Below are 18299 nucleotides of genomic sequence, written 5' to 3' on the forward strand. Positions count from 1 at the left end.
CAAAACCCAATATCGGACTCTAAGTTGGTACCTGTTCAAGTCAACTCAAGAATCTGTACGGTTCAGCAAGGCGGTAAAATAAACCAAAATAGCATTCAGGAATCATAAATAAGGTACGGCAAAACATCACAGAAGACACCAAATTCACTCATTAAGAATGAGCTGTAAATGTGAAAACTTGAACGCAACCACTTTACTTTTTGCAACTTAATGACACAAGTTGACAACATGGTTTACTTGCTGTAGGTTAATATTTCCCAGTTAGGGGAACTTGGTATCAATTATTTATAAAAAACAAAGGACTAACCATGAAATTACAGATACAAAAAAATAAACTAAAAAATCTATCTAAAGACAATAAAGCACTTGATGCAAAACGCACTGCCCAAGTTGTAGGTGGTTGGATGGAACCTGATACAGACAACTGTCAAAGCCATCCTTATTTTTGTAAATGGCGATAAAATGCAAGACGCATAATTGTTCCACCGGACGACGTGGCCTTTTATGCTAAATGTGAGAGTTAATATCACATTAATGTCTAGCACTAGTGGGGCCCTTGGCAAATAGCGGGGCCTCTTTTGTTTTTTTCAAGCGTTTCAAGTACATATTCCGTGTATGTTTTTTTGATGTTGATAAGACACTAAAAAATACCTTGAGGCGTTGTATCGTGATGAAATTTTTATCCCTATATGAAGTGTGCTATGTCCCGTAGCCCTAATTTGACCCCGCTTTTTTAATATTTAGCTATCAGTTTTCTCTAGAATATCATTTCTCTTGGCTGTCATATTATGATTTGCACCCCTAGATACAGGCACTGACCGGTAAAGACGTTAACGGTAAAGGTAAATTGGTGCATGGAATTCATAGTATTAACGCACCGGATGAAGCCATCATGCAGCATAAGCAAAGTACCATAGAAATGCATGTTTATGAGGGACTGGAGTGCAAAGCGTGATGCTACGTTGCTTAAATTATAATGAGAGTTTCAACTCAACGCTGTGGCGAAGTAGAAATATGCTCGTCAGGCAGTCAACATGATCAAGAGTATGCAAGCTACACCGCGTAAAGTCAGATTTAGAAACAAAAAAGCAAGATAAAATGAGTAAACATCAAAGAGTGACAATTACTTCTAAAGAATATACTGAAACTCAATTAAATTTGGCAAAAGGAGAAGAGCTATGTCTTTTACTTCTTGGTTTATGTGAGCTAGAAGATTGGAAATGGGTTCAAAACATCTATTTGAAGTATATATATGATGATGACCACTGGGTTGCAACTGCCGCAATAACAGGGTTAGGTCACCTTGCTCGTATTTCAGGGCAGCTAGACAAAAAAACCGTAGTTCAAAGCCTTACTGCTTTGATCGAAATAAAGCCAGCTTTAGAGGGTAAGGTACGCAACACCATCAGTGACATTGAAATGTTCCTTTAAGTGCCTTTTGAGAGGTGGCCCGAATTTGAGCTTACGTCTATTTAACGTTGTAAAGTCAGCCACAAGGTATTGAATTAAAAGACTCAGAGAGTTTGATTCAAGAGTCTTGATATCACTAGAAGTGGCACAGCTTGTTTATTTGGCTTATCTCCTATTATCTGAAGTCAGGTATAAGTAACTGTCTATAGTAAATCAGATGACACAGAAGATGAGCAGAAAAAATGAAAAAATCTGGATAAAAATTAATTGATTATCTAATTTTTTAAATAGGTATTGTGATACTGATTGTGAATAACTCTCAATCTATTTTTTAGTTGTTAACCTTGGTTTATTTGGCGATGTATTGTTTGATATATAAATTATATTATATTATATTATTTTCTTTTTTTGTTGTTGTTTTTTAAATTAAATTATTAATATTCACACTTTGTTTTTTTTGTTTTCTTTTATATCTTTATTTTTTGTGTTATTCCATATAGTGGGTTTAATTATAAAAATAAAGAGGTAAGGATGCGATTCACTATATTATTTTTTTTACTGACAATTAGTTGTACTTCCAATGCCAATCAAGTGTACTTTCGAGGCAGTGAATGTATAAAAGATCCTGGAATTAGAGACGTTCACTTTAGAGAGAGTGCTCATTTTGATAAAAAGTACTCAAAAGAAGAAGCTGTTGCTGAAATAAAAAAAGTTTTGCTGGATAAGGCATATAGAAAAGCTTCAGAAGGAAGCAGCTATATTGTTGAATCAGTTATATTTAAACAAGATGAAGAAAAAATAAATGCAGGCAAGGTAACTCGCAGTGCTGAAATTACGGGTTTCCTTCATTTATCTGCTGTAACTGGTTGTGAGGAAGGGCAGGCAATTGCAAAAAATGAAAGTAATAAGCTTAGCTTCTACTTTAACTATTCAAAAATAAAAGTAGAAGAAGTTCAGTTAGATACTTCGATACAAGTGCAAAAAATACCATCTTTAAAAATAAGCGGCAATAGTATTTATGGCCTTAAATTGGGAGTCTCTTATCAAGATGCGTTAAAACAGGTGGGCAGATTTAGCTTCGATTGGCGAGTTAACGATAAATGGCGATTAGTTACAGTAGGCCGGAATACCGCTTTATTTTTTGAACAAGATAGATTGGTGGGAGGCCAATATCATAGGCAATTACTACCGACTGTATGGAGCAACCTTATAGAATTAGCTGCAACTAAACCTATGTTAGAAGTAAATGGTAATGAAATAAACATGAAAAATCATGCTATGTCTGGCTCATATCTCACCTCTTTGGAACAAAAGTATAGCTTACTTGACTATGACACATTCCGTATATCAGAAGACGAAGTGGAATTAAGGTTATCTGGGTTAGCGTTAGGTAGGGTGCCTAATAAACAGGAATTTGCGTTTTCTCTAGCGTGTTACGATGAACAAAGTGCGGCACAAGATTTTGTGGATAAATACCGAAATTCGTTACCTAGATTTTACAACCAGGCGGGGGAGATTGCGTTATTAACTGGGTGTAGTCAAGTTTTATATTTATGGAATGATGAAGGTTTTAAATCTTTATTATTATCGGAACGTGCAAACTTTAGTAGTACTAAGTTTATTCATTCAAAATTATTGAGTAAAGGATTTTCTGATTGGTCTTTTTATGGTGTTAAATATTTAAGTGGAGTCCACTCTAATGATGTATTGTCCATAAAGAGCGCTGAAGATGATGTATACGAAATAAAGGCTGCCGATTGGCAAGGTTATTTTGTAACGGATCAAGAACAGGCTTTTCAAGGGCAGTTTTATTTACAGTAAGTAATTGATTGTTTAAGTTATTTTATTATAAGCTGCTCTTTTTTAGGAACAGCTTATTGTGAAAGTTAAATTTATAAACCTTTAGTTTTTTTCTGAGTTATTATGTTTTATTCGGATTGCTTTTGAGCTATTTATTCTTGGGGGCTTTCTGATTTTTCGCTAATCTTTAATTAATATGTCTGATGAGGATGATTGTGAAGTATATATTTTTGTTATTATCTTTTGTTAGTTATAATGCAAGCGCTATTCTTATTCGTCATGATATCGAAGACAAGGAATATTTAGCTAAACCATCTGATTTCCCTGCACTTATAACTTTTTATATTGACGGTGCACATGGCTCTCTAATTAAACCAAATTGGGTTGTTACCGCAGCGCATACGACATTTTGTTTGGAACCTGGTACCAAGATAAAAACGACAAACGGCAGCGCGATAGTTAAACGTCTACATGTACACCCTAAACACACTCCAGGTGTGAGTCATGATATTGCCTTAGTTGAGCTTTCTGAGTCAATTAATGAGGTGAGGCCAGCGAAGTTATACCAAGAAACAAATGAGGCTGGGCGAGATATTTGGTTTATTGGGATCGGTGGAACAGGTAATGGAATAGCAGGGATAACGGTAGATAATTATGACAATAAAGGTGTGCTTAGAAAAGCACAAAACCGAGTGGAGCAAGCAAAGGGGCCAATCTTAACATTTAAATTTGATAACGGAGAAACAGCATTGCCTTTTGAGGGGATCTCTGGCGGTGGTGACAGTGGTGGGCCTGCATATTTCAGGCAGGGAAATGATTATTACGTTATGGGCTTAAGCTCGCGCTATGGCGGTGGGCCTTCAGAAAAGTATAACAGTTTGGAGGTCTATTCTCGTGTTTCTTATTTTATGCCATGGATAAATGGAGTAATGACCGATCCTGAGAACTCAATTAAATTGGGTAAAAGCCTTGATAAGTTAAAACACCTTCCAGGTGGGTTAAGACCATCCGATTTACCAAGCCTATGCAAAGATATACTTTTTAGTGAAAAAGAGTTACGAGCGATTTAGCAAGCGGCACATGTTGGCCTGCCTTTGCAGGCCAACATAATTAAATAAGTATAGTTACAGAAGTTTTTGTAGGTTCATTTGCGGGTGATTTTGCATGACTTTGTTTAACGCTTCTTGTTGACTATCATCAATTTCAACATGCAATACTAATGGGTGGTGTTCGCCTCGTGTTAGGTCCTTACACATCATGTAATATCTGATTAAATCTGTTCCAATCATACCGCTCACCCAAAGACTAAACATCCCAAGGATCACCGTTCCAATTATTGCGGCTGTCGTTGGTACCAGCACCCATGCGACAGCACAATATGCTGCGGTGATGATAGTGAGCAGAACCATCAGCTCTGACTTCATAAGGTGAACTACGTGATTCGTTAAACAATCATGTAAAGGGTGGGGTTTATCGTCGCAAATTGCACTGACATCTTCGTTATCAACATGTAGTGATTCTAGTTCGTCTTGGGTATCACGAAAGGCTTCATAGTCATGACCTTTAATAACATAGTGGCTCATACAACCTCCTATCTAGATTTCTTGATAATACGTATGTACCACTAGATAGGTTTACTTTTGTTCAAAAAGTCACCTTCGATGCACAGTAAAGGGTTTGGTTTTGAGCAGCTAGTTGGAATGTTTGTAGAATTTTAATAAAGCGTTTCTTACATTGCACTTAGATGTTTAGCATGGTTAGTAACATCAAAATTTACACTCAGATAGGAGAGCGTGGGCACACGCTCAATTCATTGTGGATCACGCAGATAAGCTAACGAGTTTAGCAATCTCATCGAGGTGTGTGATCAGTGTATCTTTATTCAACTGTGCAAAGTCACGATCTAGTCTGATTAAATCTCCAACCACATATGCTTTTTTGGCTGCCTCTAACATGGCAATGTCATTTTGGTCATTACCCATGCAAATCGTGTGATTCATATCTAGGCCAATTCGTAAAAGCGCATTAAGCTTGTTACTGTTTTTAGGTACCACATCAAAGCTATGGTAGCCATTGTGGTGATATACGTCATAATCACTCAAAACGGTCCTGAGAAACGCTTTGACTTCTTCATGTCGGTGTTCTTCAAGCACTAAAAGTTTCACAATTGGCTGCTGTCTAGCAGATTGATTACACACAGGATCTCTACCTAGTTTTTTAACGTCCTGATGAAAGTGATGTGGCGTGGTGGAAATCGCATACTCTTCAAGGCCATCGTAAAGGTATGCAATGTTTTCTCTATCTAACCAGTCCAAGACCTCAACAATTTCATCTTTATCAAAGTGTAAAGCATCTACGACCTGTCTATTTTTGCTTATCATGGCGCCATTACAGCCTATTATCTGATGATCCCAAAATGGCTTTGCAATGACTGGCAGCGTATCCCTCAAGGGACGTGCAGTTGCGAAAAATATAGTCGCGCCTTGCTGTTCAATTTTTTGCAGTGCGTCAGATACTGCACTTTGCATTGGTTGACCATGAAAAATTAACGTACCATCCAGGTCGAATACGACATTCATTACTTTACATCCTATTATTTAAGTTGCGTTTACTTTGCCAAAAACGCACACTACTAATTTAGTTATTAGCTCATTTATTTAAGGTTTTAGCTTATTAATCAAATTAAACCAGCACCTGTTCGTTTTGCCGTCAACGAGTCTGTGAGTGTTAAGCATATTCAGAATACCCCGTTGTTGTTTGAATGGCATCAACATGATTGCTATGAGCTAATTTTAACTTTAGGGGCAAATGGAAAGCGATTTTTAGCGGATGATGTGCATGCATTTGAGTCTATTGACTTGGCATTAATTTTACCAACAGAGCCGCATACTTGGGATAACGCAGAGCAGCAAGCACCCGTTGGTGATGTGGTGGTTGTATTGTGGCCAAAGTCATTATTTTCGGTTGATATCAGCGAATTTGAAGCCATACAAGCTTGGCTTAGCGGACTAGATCAAGGTTGTGTGTTCTCAAAGGACACCGCGCTCAAAGTCAAAGAGTACATGCTTGATATGAACACGGCGAATGCGCTTAAGAGACTGACATTACTAAGCGAAGTGTTGTTCATATTGATGCAGGCAAACGTAATGAAGAGCGCAGCTGTAAATGCATCTGCTAGAAATGTCGCCAGAATGACACCGATACTCGATTTGTTGAAGAGCCGTATTGCGTGTTTACCTAGCCTACCTGAGTTAGCTGGGGAGGTTAACTTGAGTGTTGCTACGCTCAAGAGACTGTTTAAAAGCAGTTTGGGCACTAGTTACTCACAGTATTGTCTGACACTTAAGTTGAAACGCGCAAAGCATTTACTAGCGACAACCGCTTTACCTATCGGTGTGATTGCGTATCGATGTGGATTTAACAGTAGTGCTTACTTTAACCAGTGTTACAAAAAGCATGAAGGCATGACGCCAAATGCGTTTCGCAAGCAATTTGCATGGCGAAAACGCATTGTACGGCGCTAGCCTTTGAAGTTGTGCATATCAATAGATATGCACATTTTTTAATTACAGTGTTTTTAAGTATTCAATCAGTGCCATTTTTTCTTCATGGTTGAGTTTTTTACCTATTTTCCCTACCACCGTTTTATCGTCAGTAAAGGCGTGACCGCTATTGTGATTACCCGCTTGGCGCGTATCCAATATGAAATATCCATTTTGATAGTCATCAGTTTGATTTGCAGGCTGTAGATCTGATTGCTGGTTGAGCGCATTCACAATTTTCCCCTGAGAAATGCCCACATTGATTGGGTCAAATTCGAGCCTGCCGAGCTCAACAAAAGTGGGTCTTTCACGCGGTTCAGATAACAAGCTATAAAGATTGGGAATGGAGCCATTGTGAAGGTAGGGCGCTGTTGCCCATATTCCATTAAGCGGTCGTGCTTTGTAAGCAAAGCTATGTCTGAGGCAATTTGGTCGGCCACCCTTAAGTTTCTGCAGCCATTCGTCACTTGTGTAATTTTGTCTAAACCACTGTTGATTGGTTTCTTCAACCACCGCGCCAAGTGCAAGGGCAAAGTTATTTGTTACACTGTCTTGTACCGTGACAAACTGCAAGTCTTCAGTCATGTTTGTGGTTTTTTGCTGATCATCTACGTATACACATAGACCAGTATCAAGGCCAAGTTGCTTGGTATTGACTGTGCGATTAGGGAGTACTTCAGCTTGCGCTGGATCTGTGCCAATGTATGCCAAATTGACGAGCTTTAGCTCTAGGTATTTCAGTTCAGTTTGCTTCACTTCACCATCTTGTTCATATCTGATTTCCTTCCAATGATCTTGCCAAAAATCAGGGCTATCCATCGGAGGCAAGTGACAACTTTGGCAGTTTTGTGTGTATAGTTGCTTACCTTTGGCTGCTAATGTTTTGTCAATTCTAGGCAGGCTGTCCGGCCATTTAGGGGCTTTTAGCCCACTGATTTTACCAAGCTCTCCGGGTGTGTAATCCTTTAATGGATATTCACCTGCCAACCACTGCTCAATATTATAAAGAGACTCGATTGGGATAGAGCTTGCAAACGTGGCTGGCTGCTGTAATTGGTTAGTAGGAATTTGCATGTCTACATAGGCCGCAACCCCAAGTGCTTCGCCTGCATTTCGAATCAGTGGTTGCATAATTGAGCCATCATACTGAACCCAGTCAAACCAAGATGTGGTCCATATGTGCGGATAATTTACCGGTGCTTCTATTGGATTATAGTTTTCAGGTCGGTCCATGTTGTCAGCAAAGACCTTGTTGCCTATGCGGTTGAGCGCATCTAGGCGAGTAAAGCCCTCTGTGACGTTAATGGTATCTTGCCCTTTAGCAAGCTTGGCAACGGTCTCTGTGAGCGCTTCTTTGAGTTTGGCTTTACTGACAACATTGTAATTACTTCCCAGTACTTTTTCAGCGAAGCGCTCGAAACGACCATCAAAGGGCGCAAGCTTGCTTGATAACACAGTTTGACCTATGGCTGCACCTAAAGATTTAGTAAGTAACCCCAAATCCGTCATAGCAGGGCCGCCATCAACCACATATCGAGTGTTTTTATAAGTAAACTGTCCGGTGTGGCAAGCTGTGCATGTAAAGCCGACAGCTGTTGCCTTACGGTTTAGACCAGGCATAGGAATGCTTGAGGTTTTAGCCAAGCCTAAAGGAAGTTGTAATTTAGTAGGGTCTGTTTGTGTTGTATCGTTTAAGTTTATAAAACCCAACCGGTATATGTATTCAGTAAGAAAAGCTTTCTCTTCGCTAAATAAAATAAACCAAGGTGTGTTTTTCGGCGCTTCTAGCGCGACTAGCCACTCATAGGGAATTGGTAGTGTCGCTGTCCCTTGTGATGCATGATATGGCCACTGATGGTTATAGGTATCGGTGCTTGGCCAACCCGTTTGATTGATAAATTGAGTATCGAGGTGCTTGTATTGTGGTAATTTAGGGGGAGTAAGGGCATATTTTAGTTCATTTAACGCAGACAGGGTGCGAAAAGCGATTACAGCAATGGCAAGGATAATGAGCGTAGATAGGACCCAAGGCCATCTCCTTAGCAGCCAGCCAAGTACAATTGGGTATTGATTGGACATATTTTTCTCTGACGGTAGTTAAGTATTGTTAATATTTTTGCACAGCTCTGTAACATGGGAAATTACAGGTGATTACAAGCGAGACGTAAAAATGAGACTGTTGTGATTTTAAAGAGGAAGGTTTGGTATTTTATTTGTAGCGTTAAATCAAAGCACTATAAGTCTTATTGATTCATGCCAATGTGTACTCTACAAACTTGTGTGGTACGAAAAAAGAGTTTTTTACTTATAGGTTATGTTGTTATTCACGTAATTTATTGAAATAAATACAGCAGTACATTGATTATATTATACATTTGTTTGTAAGCAGGTCTGGTAAAGGTATTTTAGCAATAAAAATTCATAATTAATTTCATTTTTTTAACTAAGCTTAGTTCTTTAGGTTTAATTAATGAGGTTTTTATGGACACATCTTCGATTGATCTGCAAAAGGTCATGGATTTGGTGATTGAGCATGTCGTGAGCTTTGCGCCCAAACTCGCACTGGCCATTGTTACGCTAATTGTAGGCTTATGGTTAATCTCTCTCGTTGGCAGCGCCATTGATTATTTGCTTGAGAAGCGGGATTTTAACATTTCACTGAGAAAGTGGCTCAGTAGTGTAGCGACTGTTTTACTCAAAGCTTGCTTATTCATATCCGTCATTTCAATGTTAGGCGTGAAAACAACCTCTTTCATTGCCATATTAGGTGCTGCTGGACTTGCTGTGGGTCTTGCATTGCAAGGTAGTCTGTCAAACTTTGCCGGCGGCGTGCTGATCTTGATTTTCAAACCGTTTAAAGTCGGCGATTACATTGTCGCGCAAGGTGAAGAAGGCGTGGTTGAAGCAATTGATGTGTTCTGTACTTTCTTAACAACGTTAGACAACCGCCGAATTATATTACCAAATGGCCCTTTGGCCGGTGAGCAAATTAATAATGTTACTCATGAGCCTATTCGCCGTGTAGATCTCTCAGTGGGGATTAGCTACAACAACAGCGTTGACGAAGCTGAACGCGCTTTATTAGAAATGGCTCAAAATGATGACCGTATATTGCAAGACCCGGCACCGTTTGTTGGTGTCGTTGGTTACGGTGATAACTCTATCGATTTAGCTGTTTGGGTGTGGTGTAAAACAGATGTTTATTGGGATGTTTATTTTGCTACGAATCGAGCTATCAAACCGGCGTTGGATGGTGCGAACGTATCTATTCCTTTCCCACAAAGAGATGTCCATATTATTGATAAAAGTGTCTAGAGTGAACATTTGATGTAGTGGGAACGCGCTGCTCCCACTAAGCTTTGTGTTTAAAAGTTGTATCTAACAGTCACAAAGTGATTCTCGTATACATCTACGTTTCGGTAAGTTGCGCTGATAGTAAAGTCATTAGTAATGTCATAAGCCAATTCAAATTGGTAGACAAGCTCATTTTTTTCGTCGGCATCTTTAATGTGTTGATAACCAAGACCTGCGCTGGCTTTAAAATTATCTAAAAGCGCAACGTGGTAATATGCTTCGAAGCCTAGTGTGCTAGTGTGGTCTCTGTCTTCGTAATGCCAAGGCTCTCCATATAGAGAAGACTGACTGTTAGACGTTTTATTTTGAACAATTGTTTGTTCATAAAAATGGTCATAGTCAAAAGTCATTCGGCCAATAGTGCCCACAAATTCTAACAGTGTATTTTGTTCTAGAGGAATGAGATAAGCCGCGCTCAGTTGCCATTGAGCAATGTCAAATTTCTCTTCTGAATCTGATCTTACAGTGGCATCATAATACTCATCTACACTCGAGCGTCTCTCATTATGGGATGTATCCATATATTGAGTAGAAACAGCCCAATTTTCGTTAAGCTGCTTGCTCGCTTCTACTGTAAATCCATTTAAACTGCTATCGGCATCTTCAAGCTTGAATTTGGCATAGCCTGCACCAACGTAATCAAAATTAAACGTATCGCTAGCAAATGTTGCTGTTGAAATTAGAGCACTTGATACTACTAAGGCAAGTAATTTCATTTCCATCCTTATAATATTGTTTTAATCGGAACGCATCATACTGTTTCTCGCTTCTATGTAAAGTGATAACGGTAAAGCTGGAAGGTTTATTATTATTTTTATTATTCAATGGCCTACCGTTAATTTTACATTCACAAAACTGCACATTTATTTGCCAGTTACTTAGCATTTTAAAATTGACTTATTTGTGAAAAGTCTCGCTTTTATACTCATGAACAACCAAATAAAGCACGGAGCTATTAGCTAAATAGGAGTTAGACGATCAATTTTGGTGTGGAAGCGGTTGGCTGGTACTAGAACTCCCAAATGTACTGAATAGTGGCGTCATAGTGATATGTTCACTGGGTGAGCAACAAATTAGTCAGTATCGGAAAATAATCTTGTGAGCATGATTATATTCTGCGCTTCAACGCTAAGGGGGAATCTTTAAAGCTCTGAAATTATTAAGGCTGGAAGGGTCGCTGCATCAGAGGCTTATATTGATAATTACGTCAAGGTGATAAGGTGAAAAATGAAACTAGAGAACGTTGTTTTTGAAGACATTGAAATAGGTCGAAGTGCAACAGGTATTCGTCAGGTGAATTTGAGTGATATTCAAAGTTTAAGTACTTTCTCTGAAAGAGAAAGTCTAGATAATTTGGCAAAAGAGTACACTAATAATATGGCTTTGCGAGGGGCTATTTTACAGGGAACTTGGACAACTGCGCAGATCACTGCAGTAATTAGCTCTCAGCTTATTGGCCCTGATGCTGTTTATCTCTCACAAGAGTTAAAGTTTGCTCTACCTGTTGTGGTTGGAGATGTAATTACTACAAAAGTGACAGTGATTGACAAAGATTTGCAATATGGGTCATTGATCATCGATTGCCAGTGCAGCAACCAAAAAAAGGAAGAAGTTGTGTTTGGCATTGCAACGGTCCGTGCTCCTAGGGAGGAGATTTGTACTGAAGTTAAATCTACCAGACAGGCTGCACTGAACACTGCGTGCTAATTCAATTTAGATCGCATGTCTTAAAAGAAAAGTAAGTATATTAATGCGCTTTAAGCAATAAAATCCAGCAATGTGTGGCTGTTGTATTATATTTTTAGAATCGTATATCAAAGGTATGGATATACCGGAAGGTAGCTATGTTTGCGCAGCTAAAAATATCAAGTCGTTTAGGGTTTGGGTTTAGTGTGTTGTTGCTTTTGTTTAGCTGTGCAGTTTTAGTGTCTGTTCAGGCTCTGAATACTGCAGCTGACGGGTTTAGAGAGTATCGCTCCTTAGCAAGAAACACCAATAATGCGGGAAGAGTGCAAGCCAACTTACTGACATTACGAATTGCCGCACTGCATTATATCAATACCGGCAGTCATATTGCGCTCCAAGAAGAGCGCTCCAGAATGTCTACACTCAATGAATTGCTAGTGAGTGCACACAAAGATGCCATCAGTAAAGAGCAAATCCAAACCTTTATTGATGTTGAAAATTTGGCGAACCAATACGCCAATACCTTTCAGAAAGTGGAAGATAAAATTGCACAACGCAATGAGATTGTTCATGAAAGCCTTAATAAAATGGGGCCTTTGATGGAACAGGACTTATCAAAAATTTTAATCAGTGCTCGCGAAGACAGTGATATGGAAGCGGCGTTTTATGCATCTTTAGCATTGAGAAATCTACTTTTAGTGAGGCTTCATGTCATCAAGTTTTTAGATACTAATGACAGTGAAGATGTTGATGAAGTCAACAAGGAGTACAAGGCATTTATTGTTAACTTGGAAAAGTTAGATGAGCAGCTCCAAAATGAAACACGACGTCGACACTTTGCAAATGTTAGGCGTCTTGCCCCTAGATATATGAATCAATTTAGTGAGTTAGTCGACGTGATATTTACACGTAACCAGCTCAAACGTGAAAAATTAGATGTGATTGGCCAGCAAGCTGCATACAAGATTGAATCGCTAAAGTTGAGTATTAAGGATCAACAAGATGCGATGGGACCTGTGCTGCAAAAAGACAATAGAGTGTCACAGCAGTTTGTGATCTCGGTCAGTGTTTTCAGTTTGCTTATTGCTATTTTATTGGCATTCATTATCTCTCGTTCTATCACAAAGCCCATAAATGAGGCGGTAGAAATTGCCAATAGATTGGCCAAGGGCAATTTATTTTTTAAAAGAAAAGTCACGGGGCAAAGTGAAATTGCCAATCTTATGCGCGCTTTAAAGGGCATGGCACAGCAATTTACTCTTGTTATTTATGAGGTTAAGCAAAGTGCAAGTGCATTAGAGCGATTTTCATCTTTAGTTATTAACACGGCAAAAGAGATGGAGAAAACTGCAGCTTCACAGGAGCGCAGTGTGACAGACACCAAGCTTGCAGTTGGTTCGATAAGCGACTCGATTAAATCAAATAGTGACTATGCATTGGCAACTGAGCAAGTCGCAATTAACACTGCGCAAGAGGCAAATGAAGGTGGAAAAAAGGTCAAGACAACCATTGAAGCCATGAAAAGCATTGCTGAGCAGGTAAAAATTATTGACGAGATTGCCTATCAAACAAATTTGTTGGCGTTAAATGCAACCATTGAAGCGTCTCGAGCAGGTATTCATGGTAAAGGGTTTGCTGTGGTAGCTAGTGAGGTGCGCAAGCTCTCAGAGCGCTGCCAAAGTGCATCGGAAAGAATTGGTAAAAGAGCGGGTGAGAGCGTGAGTTTAGCTGAAAATGCCGGGGCGCAACTTGAAACCATTATTCCTGCGGCAAATAAAACATCGCACTTGGTGCAAAATATAATGGAAATATCAAAGCAGCAAGAAGTAGGGTTAAGTCAAATTAATCAAACTGTCGAGGCGGTTGATACGGCATCTAAACGTTCAACGCAAGCGAGTAATGATTTGTCCAGTTCAGTTAAGGGCATTGTCGCTTTATCAGAAAGACTACGAACATCAGCTTCATTTTTTAAATTATCTCACCAACCAATGCCTTTACGCGGGTTAAAGTGAAGCATTGTAAGTTGAGTTTGTGACTTCTAAATCAAATTATTGGGTAGTGAAGTTGTTTATTCACTACCCAATAATGTTATTTTACGGCACTGAGAGCGACGATTTTACTTTGGTTACTTTTTCGGTCGTTGATCGTGATGTACAGCTCTCCTGTGGGGGCTGTTACCACGTCTCTTATGCGACCAAGTCCTTTTAATATGATTTCATCATCCACAACACGGTTGTTTTTTATTCTCAGACGGTGAAGTTGTTTTTTGGCAAGGCTGCCTACAAAGAGATCGCCTTCCCAGTTTTTGAATTGCTTACCAGTATAAAAATTCATACCGGCGACAGCGATGGAAGGTGTCCATTGGTGCACTGGTAGTTGCATACCAGGTAAATCGGTGTGAGGCGTGATTGGTGAACCATCGTAATTCATGCCAAAAGTGACTTTTGGCCATCCGTAGTTGACGCCCTTATTGATAAGATTCAGCTCATCCCCCCCCCTTGGTCCGTGTTCTGTAGACCAAACCTGGTTTGTCGTAGGATGAATGACTAGGCCTTGAGGGTTACGATTACCGTACGTCCAAATGGTTTTTAAGCTGTCTTTTTGATTATAAAAAGGGTTATCTTTGGGGATGCGTCCATCTTTATATATTCGGTGGATTTTACCATTTTGTGTTTTTAGGTTTTGTGCATCATCCTGGTGTCCCTCATCACCATTGGTAAAGTATAAATAGTTTCCATCAATGGCAAAACGCGAGCCAAAGTGCCAGCCACGGTTTTTATGTGTTTGCTTGGGTGCTTCAAACAAGGTTTGTTGCTCTGTCCATTGGCCATTCTTAATTTTTCCACGCACAATGGCTGTGATGCCAATGTCCCTATTTGCCTCATTTTTCCCTGTCTTTTTGCTATATGACAAATAAATCCAACCATTTTTTAGGTAATCTGGATCTGGTAAAACATCTAATAAACCACCTTGTCCTCGGTGCCATACTTCAGGCGTTTCCTTGATCTTCGTACGCTTGCCTTTGGGGTTTAGATGCCATAGTTCACCCTCTCTTAGGGTATACAATAAACTGCCATCTGGTAGAAAATCCATTGCCCAAATAATGCCGCTAGCAGACAGAACTTCTCGGGTATTGACATCATGAAGCGCAGTTTTGAATTGTTTGCTTAACGTAGGAGTTTGGATTTTTGCCGTATCAGCATTGTAACTCGTTTCTCTGATATAAACGACGAGTGTACGAATGGTTTCTTCTGATAGAGCGTGTCCAAATGCGGGCATACCGCGATCTACTAGGCCGCTTTTTATGGCGTTAGTCAATGCATCATCAGAGCCATCGGTTATCCAATTGGCATCCAATAATGAGCTTGCCATGGCCCCTTGCAATTGCGCTCCATGGCACGATGCGCAATTGCTCTTATAGACATCTTCGACTTTTTCATTTGCTGATACAGCTGCAGTTGTCGTGTTCGCTACGACAAGGATACTTGCTAAATAGTTTATCGTTTTCATTGTTATACGCACGTATTTTACTTACAGCTAATGAGTATAAATGGTTAGCAAAAATATAGAACGCTTTATTCGATGAGTGAGTGACGATTTTGTAACGTTAAATAACAGAGCTACGCCTATGTTGTTACATTATGAATATTTTGATACGGTTGTTTTGGCTAAAAAACAAACTAAAAGGAAAGTTAATAATGAAACTCAAATTACTAAAAAGAAACTTTAAACAGCTGAGCCAGTTAAATACATTGATGCAGCAAAATACACCAAAAATTGTGGGTGGTCGCTATTACTATACAGACATCGATTGTGATAGAACAAATAAAGGGTGTGTCGCGACAGAGACATGTCGGGCTTGCGGCTCACGACGCTGCTAACATATATGAAGACGCCATTTTGGCGTCTTTTTTGTTGTTTACTTAAAAATAAGCGAGGCGCATAAAAGTATCTCTATGCTTGTCAAATTGCACTGGGTTTTGAGCTTTTAAGCTTTCTAGAGATTCTAAGGACATAGGCGTTGCGCTGCCGTCGTAAGCATTATCAGTGCCAAATAAAACTTGGCTCTCGATCGTTGAGAGATTGAAGTTCAGCCCCTCGAGTTTAGCAATACAATCTGTATTTGGCTGCTGCCAAATATTATTTAAAAAGCTTTGCATCACGTCGACGCCACAGTTATTACCACTAGCCGTATTTGCTGGAGACTCAAAGATCACTGCGTGTGGCGTCTCGGGAAATTCAATATATCGTTGGTTTATGTTAGTAAAAGTGCGTTTAAACTCATGTGCATAGCTATGAGGTGTCTGCAAGTCCAAATCGCCATTTAAGACTAATGTGGGTATATAATGTTGAACATCAGCATACACAAATTGATTGCTGTATTTATTGCCCCATACATCTTTTTGGATATAGCGGCTAAAGAGCAGGTTCTTGGGTATACATGCAACCGCGTCTTGGCAATATTCAAGTCTCTCTGAAAGGGTTCTTGGCTCATCGCTAATTTCATTGTGCACTATGAGGCTGGAAAGTACTTGAGAAAAATTAAGCGGATGGTCAGGCTCAATGGCCATTAGCTTGCGCCCAACTCCTTCAAAAATGTATTGATGTAAGTTATTTAGTGCGATGACATCATCTTGATTACAGCGTGCCAATCTATAATATGTTGGCATTAATGCGCCTTCCACCGAGCGCATCATGAGTAACGTTGAGAGCGCTTGCAATGAGTCTCGGTTAAACTTTGCTGCACTACAATGAGAGTGTGAATACACCTTGTTTAATAATTGTTTTATCGCATTTTCGGAGTCGGTGCCGAGCTTACTGCGACAAAGTGGATCATTATCACAATATTGAGCAAGTCCACTGAAGATATAGTTCGCATTTTCATCCCATAAATCTAAGCTAAATCCTTTTGAAGGGACAATTGAGTCCAACACTATTGCCTGTGCTCCCTGAGGGGCTACTTGGGTAAAACGTTGCGCCCAAAGTGTGCCGTATGACGCGCCATAAACATATGTTGGTAGCCAGTTTGTCGCTCTGCTTTTATCTATGGCGTAAGCTAAATCGTGAGCGGCTCCAGTGGTGTTAAAATTAAATAAATTGTCTCCCCACTGGTTATAGAGTTCGTTATAACATGCTCTTTGATACTGTAAATAATCTCCTTGAAATTGGTTAGGGCAAGATAAATGTGTTGACCAGCCAACGCCGCGATGTTCTAAAATATATAAATCATAATCTTGTGTGTACTGTGCAAGCGTTGTGTTGTAGTGCGTGGCGTAAAAGCTGGCAGAATAACCTGGTCCTCCTTGTAAAAACCAAATTTGGCCTTTTGGATCTGTACTTTTGGCTGGGTACTTTGAGACCATGATATCTATCTGCTCACTGTCTGGCTTGTCCCAGTTAACAGGCACTTTTGCGAAAGAACAGAGGTTACGATTGTCTGGTGTTTTAAACGTTGAGGGGCAGTCGCCCCAATTAAAGTTAACGTAGCGGTTGAACTCTGATTTATTAGTCTCTGCAAGTGAATAGTGCGAGTTACTCAGAGCAGCTAAACCGAATAGTGCTAATTTTATCTTATACATGTGGATCCTTTTTGATGATTTACGTGATTTACCAACTGGCTAAAAATCACACTTCACACATATAAAATGTTTATTTTTTGTAAAAATAACGATTTGGTAAAATTTATTTAGTTTTAAACCGACCGTTTCAAGCACACTAAGCTCTTTTACTTTGAGGCAAGGTACTTCTCATGGATGATTCATTGTATCTAGTTCAAACGTATTCGGTCCATCGGTGTTATGAAAGAGTCCTGTCGAGAGGTCTTTCAGCGAGTGGCCGGCTTCAATTGTATAGTTGATTAAAGCTTTTTGTTTGTTGGTCACATTAACATCAACGAAAACTCTTGGTTGAGTTGAATCTGTGCCACTGGCCAATTTTAATGGCATGACAGATGAAGTATGTGGAAGGATAATATCTACAAACCCCCTGACAGAGTTTTGCATCACTCATTCTAGCCTCAATGAATATGGAAGTGGTGTATCGCTCCCATCTGCGAAGTTACCTGAAGGCGCTATTTGCAAATTGTGTAAACGAGCATTTGAATAGCTACAAGGGTCTAATTCGAGTTGTCTGATTCTATCACCTGAATCAAAAAGTGTTGATACTGTGAAAATGAAGAGGCTGTGCACCAAAATGGCTCTGTACTGTTGTATCTATATTCAGATATACACACTGGTATATGTGGTTTGTTGAAGTTTGTTTTTTAGCCATCAATCTTACTCATTTACAACCTTTTATTTTGGCCTCTGTGTCTTCCAAAGCTAAACAAGTTGGTACGATAGTAGAAATTATTTACGAAAAATTTAGGAGGCAATAAATAAATTAATAATATCCTGTTTAACTGAATTTAAAGCGGATTTAACATTGACATGACACACCCTTAATACCTAATATAGGTCCCCGTTGAGGCTTAAGTTAAAACGACTTTAGGGGAACAACAATAAAAAA

Annotated in this window: 16 protein-coding genes; 9 read left to right on the plus strand and 7 right to left on the minus strand. The window is 39.4% G+C overall.

What is annotated here, in order from left to right; genetic code table 11:
* The first annotated feature begins 308 nt into the window (after positions 1-308).
* The 4 genes from QNM16_RS14375 (at position 309) to QNM16_RS14390 (ending at position 4280) form a co-directional block, all read left to right on the plus strand.
* A complete protein-coding gene (locus QNM16_RS14375) occupies positions 309-461 on the plus strand; it encodes a hypothetical protein (RefSeq protein ID WP_284021127.1) in 153 nt (50 codons plus the stop codon).
* A 637-nt stretch (positions 462-1098) separates the two neighbouring features.
* The gene (locus QNM16_RS14380) at positions 1099-1431 is read left to right on the plus strand and encodes a hypothetical protein (RefSeq protein WP_284021128.1); all 333 of its coding nucleotides are present in this window, start codon (positions 1099-1101) and stop codon (positions 1429-1431) included.
* 510 nt (positions 1432-1941) lie between these two features.
* Positions 1942-3231, plus strand: a complete 1290-nt coding sequence (locus QNM16_RS14385; RefSeq protein ID WP_284021129.1) for a hypothetical protein — start codon at positions 1942-1944, stop codon at positions 3229-3231.
* Positions 3232-3419: 188 nt separating this feature from the next.
* On the plus strand, positions 3420-4280 hold the full coding sequence (locus QNM16_RS14390; protein ID WP_417709943.1) for a trypsin-like serine protease: 861 nt from the start codon (positions 3420-3422) through the stop codon (positions 4278-4280).
* Positions 4281-4334: 54 nt separating this feature from the next.
* Here QNM16_RS14390 and QNM16_RS14395 read toward each other — a convergent pair whose 3' ends face one another.
* Together QNM16_RS14395 and QNM16_RS14400 are read right to left on the minus strand one after the other, a co-directional pair.
* A complete protein-coding gene (locus QNM16_RS14395) occupies positions 4335-4793 on the minus strand; it encodes a hypothetical protein (protein WP_284021131.1) in 459 nt (152 codons plus the stop codon).
* Positions 4794-5030: 237 nt separating this feature from the next.
* Positions 5031-5789 carry an HAD family hydrolase gene (locus QNM16_RS14400; RefSeq protein ID WP_284021132.1) on the minus strand — a complete coding sequence of 253 codons (759 nt, stop codon included), beginning with the start codon at positions 5787-5789 and terminating at the stop codon, positions 5031-5033.
* 141 nt (positions 5790-5930) lie between these two features.
* Between QNM16_RS14400 and QNM16_RS14405 the strand changes: the two genes are divergently transcribed.
* A complete protein-coding gene (locus tag QNM16_RS14405) occupies positions 5931-6734 on the plus strand; it encodes an AraC family transcriptional regulator (RefSeq protein ID WP_284021133.1) in 804 nt (267 codons plus the stop codon).
* Positions 6735-6776: 42 nt separating this feature from the next.
* Here QNM16_RS14405 and QNM16_RS14410 read toward each other — a convergent pair whose 3' ends face one another.
* The gene (locus QNM16_RS14410) at positions 6777-8831 is read right to left on the minus strand and encodes a cytochrome c (RefSeq protein ID WP_284021134.1); all 2055 of its coding nucleotides are present in this window, start codon (positions 8829-8831) and stop codon (positions 6777-6779) included.
* Between the two features lie 402 nt (positions 8832-9233).
* Here QNM16_RS14410 and QNM16_RS14415 point away from each other — a divergent pair, with 402 nt between their 5' ends.
* Complete coding sequence (locus QNM16_RS14415) at positions 9234-10067, plus strand: mechanosensitive ion channel family protein (protein ID WP_284021135.1); 834 nt, start codon at positions 9234-9236, stop codon at positions 10065-10067.
* Positions 10068-10117: 50 nt separating this feature from the next.
* On the opposite strand, the gene QNM16_RS14420 is transcribed toward QNM16_RS14415, so the two are convergent.
* A complete protein-coding gene (locus QNM16_RS14420) occupies positions 10118-10822 on the minus strand; it encodes a hypothetical protein (RefSeq protein WP_284021136.1) in 705 nt (234 codons plus the stop codon).
* 511 nt (positions 10823-11333) lie between these two features.
* Between QNM16_RS14420 and QNM16_RS14425 the strand changes: the two genes are divergently transcribed.
* Both QNM16_RS14425 and QNM16_RS14430 read left to right on the plus strand, forming a co-directional pair.
* Positions 11334-11813 (plus strand): MaoC/PaaZ C-terminal domain-containing protein, encoded by a 480-nt coding sequence (locus QNM16_RS14425; protein WP_284021137.1) that lies wholly within the window; start codon positions 11334-11336, stop codon positions 11811-11813.
* A gap of 137 nt (positions 11814-11950) precedes the next feature.
* Entirely contained in the window at positions 11951-13804 is a 1854-nt protein-coding gene (locus QNM16_RS14430; RefSeq protein ID WP_284021138.1) for a methyl-accepting chemotaxis protein, read from the plus strand.
* A gap of 76 nt (positions 13805-13880) precedes the next feature.
* On the opposite strand, the gene QNM16_RS14435 is transcribed toward QNM16_RS14430, so the two are convergent.
* Complete coding sequence (locus QNM16_RS14435; RefSeq protein ID WP_284021139.1) at positions 13881-15302, minus strand: PQQ-dependent sugar dehydrogenase; 1422 nt, start codon at positions 15300-15302, stop codon at positions 13881-13883.
* A 188-nt stretch (positions 15303-15490) separates the two neighbouring features.
* Between QNM16_RS14435 and QNM16_RS14440 the strand changes: the two genes are divergently transcribed.
* Positions 15491-15673 (plus strand): hypothetical protein, encoded by a 183-nt coding sequence (locus tag QNM16_RS14440; protein ID WP_284021140.1) that lies wholly within the window; start codon positions 15491-15493, stop codon positions 15671-15673.
* A 42-nt stretch (positions 15674-15715) separates the two neighbouring features.
* Here the strand turns inward: QNM16_RS14440 and QNM16_RS14445 are convergent, their stop codons facing one another.
* Entirely contained in the window at positions 15716-17371 is a 1656-nt protein-coding gene (locus QNM16_RS14445; protein ID WP_284021141.1) for an alpha/beta hydrolase, read from the minus strand.
* A gap of 168 nt (positions 17372-17539) precedes the next feature.
* Positions 17540-17797 carry a hypothetical protein gene (locus QNM16_RS14450; RefSeq protein ID WP_284021142.1) on the minus strand — a complete coding sequence of 86 codons (258 nt, stop codon included), beginning with the start codon at positions 17795-17797 and terminating at the stop codon, positions 17540-17542.
* Positions 17798-18299: the final 502 nt, after the last annotated feature.

This window comes from Pseudoalteromonas umbrosa, from assembly GCF_030125375.1.
In the GTDB taxonomy this organism is placed as follows: Bacteria; Pseudomonadota; Gammaproteobacteria; order Enterobacterales; family Alteromonadaceae; genus Pseudoalteromonas; species Pseudoalteromonas umbrosa.

What these genes read in the sequence shown, in the direction of transcription:
- QNM16_RS14415 (WP_284021135.1), top strand. Translation starts at nt 9,234, where the DNA reads ATGGACACATCTTCGATTGATCTGCAAAAGGTCATGGATTTGGTGATT.
- QNM16_RS14435 (WP_284021139.1), bottom strand. Translation starts at nt 15,302, where the DNA reads ATGAAAACGATAAACTATTTAGCAAGTATCCTTGTCGTAGCGAACACG.
- QNM16_RS14395 (WP_284021131.1), bottom strand. Translation starts at nt 4,793, where the DNA reads ATGAGCCACTATGTTATTAAAGGTCATGACTATGAAGCCTTTCGTGAT.
- QNM16_RS14375 (WP_284021127.1), top strand. Translation starts at nt 309, where the DNA reads ATGAAATTACAGATACAAAAAAATAAACTAAAAAATCTATCTAAAGAC.
- QNM16_RS14390 (WP_417709943.1), top strand. Translation starts at nt 3,420, where the DNA reads ATGATTGTGAAGTATATATTTTTGTTATTATCTTTTGTTAGTTATAAT.
- QNM16_RS14420 (WP_284021136.1), bottom strand. Translation starts at nt 10,822, where the DNA reads ATGAAATTACTTGCCTTAGTAGTATCAAGTGCTCTAATTTCAACAGCA.
- QNM16_RS14410 (WP_284021134.1), bottom strand. Translation starts at nt 8,831, where the DNA reads ATGTCCAATCAATACCCAATTGTACTTGGCTGGCTGCTAAGGAGATGG.
- QNM16_RS14400 (WP_284021132.1), bottom strand. Translation starts at nt 5,789, where the DNA reads ATGAATGTCGTATTCGACCTGGATGGTACGTTAATTTTTCATGGTCAA.
- QNM16_RS14380 (WP_284021128.1), top strand. Translation starts at nt 1,099, where the DNA reads ATGAGTAAACATCAAAGAGTGACAATTACTTCTAAAGAATATACTGAA.
- QNM16_RS14445 (WP_284021141.1), bottom strand. Translation starts at nt 17,371, where the DNA reads ATGTATAAGATAAAATTAGCACTATTCGGTTTAGCTGCTCTGAGTAAC.
- QNM16_RS14440 (WP_284021140.1), top strand. Translation starts at nt 15,491, where the DNA reads ATGAAACTCAAATTACTAAAAAGAAACTTTAAACAGCTGAGCCAGTTA.
- QNM16_RS14430 (WP_284021138.1), top strand. Translation starts at nt 11,951, where the DNA reads ATGTTTGCGCAGCTAAAAATATCAAGTCGTTTAGGGTTTGGGTTTAGT.
- QNM16_RS14385 (WP_284021129.1), top strand. Translation starts at nt 1,942, where the DNA reads ATGCGATTCACTATATTATTTTTTTTACTGACAATTAGTTGTACTTCC.
- QNM16_RS14425 (WP_284021137.1), top strand. Translation starts at nt 11,334, where the DNA reads ATGAAACTAGAGAACGTTGTTTTTGAAGACATTGAAATAGGTCGAAGT.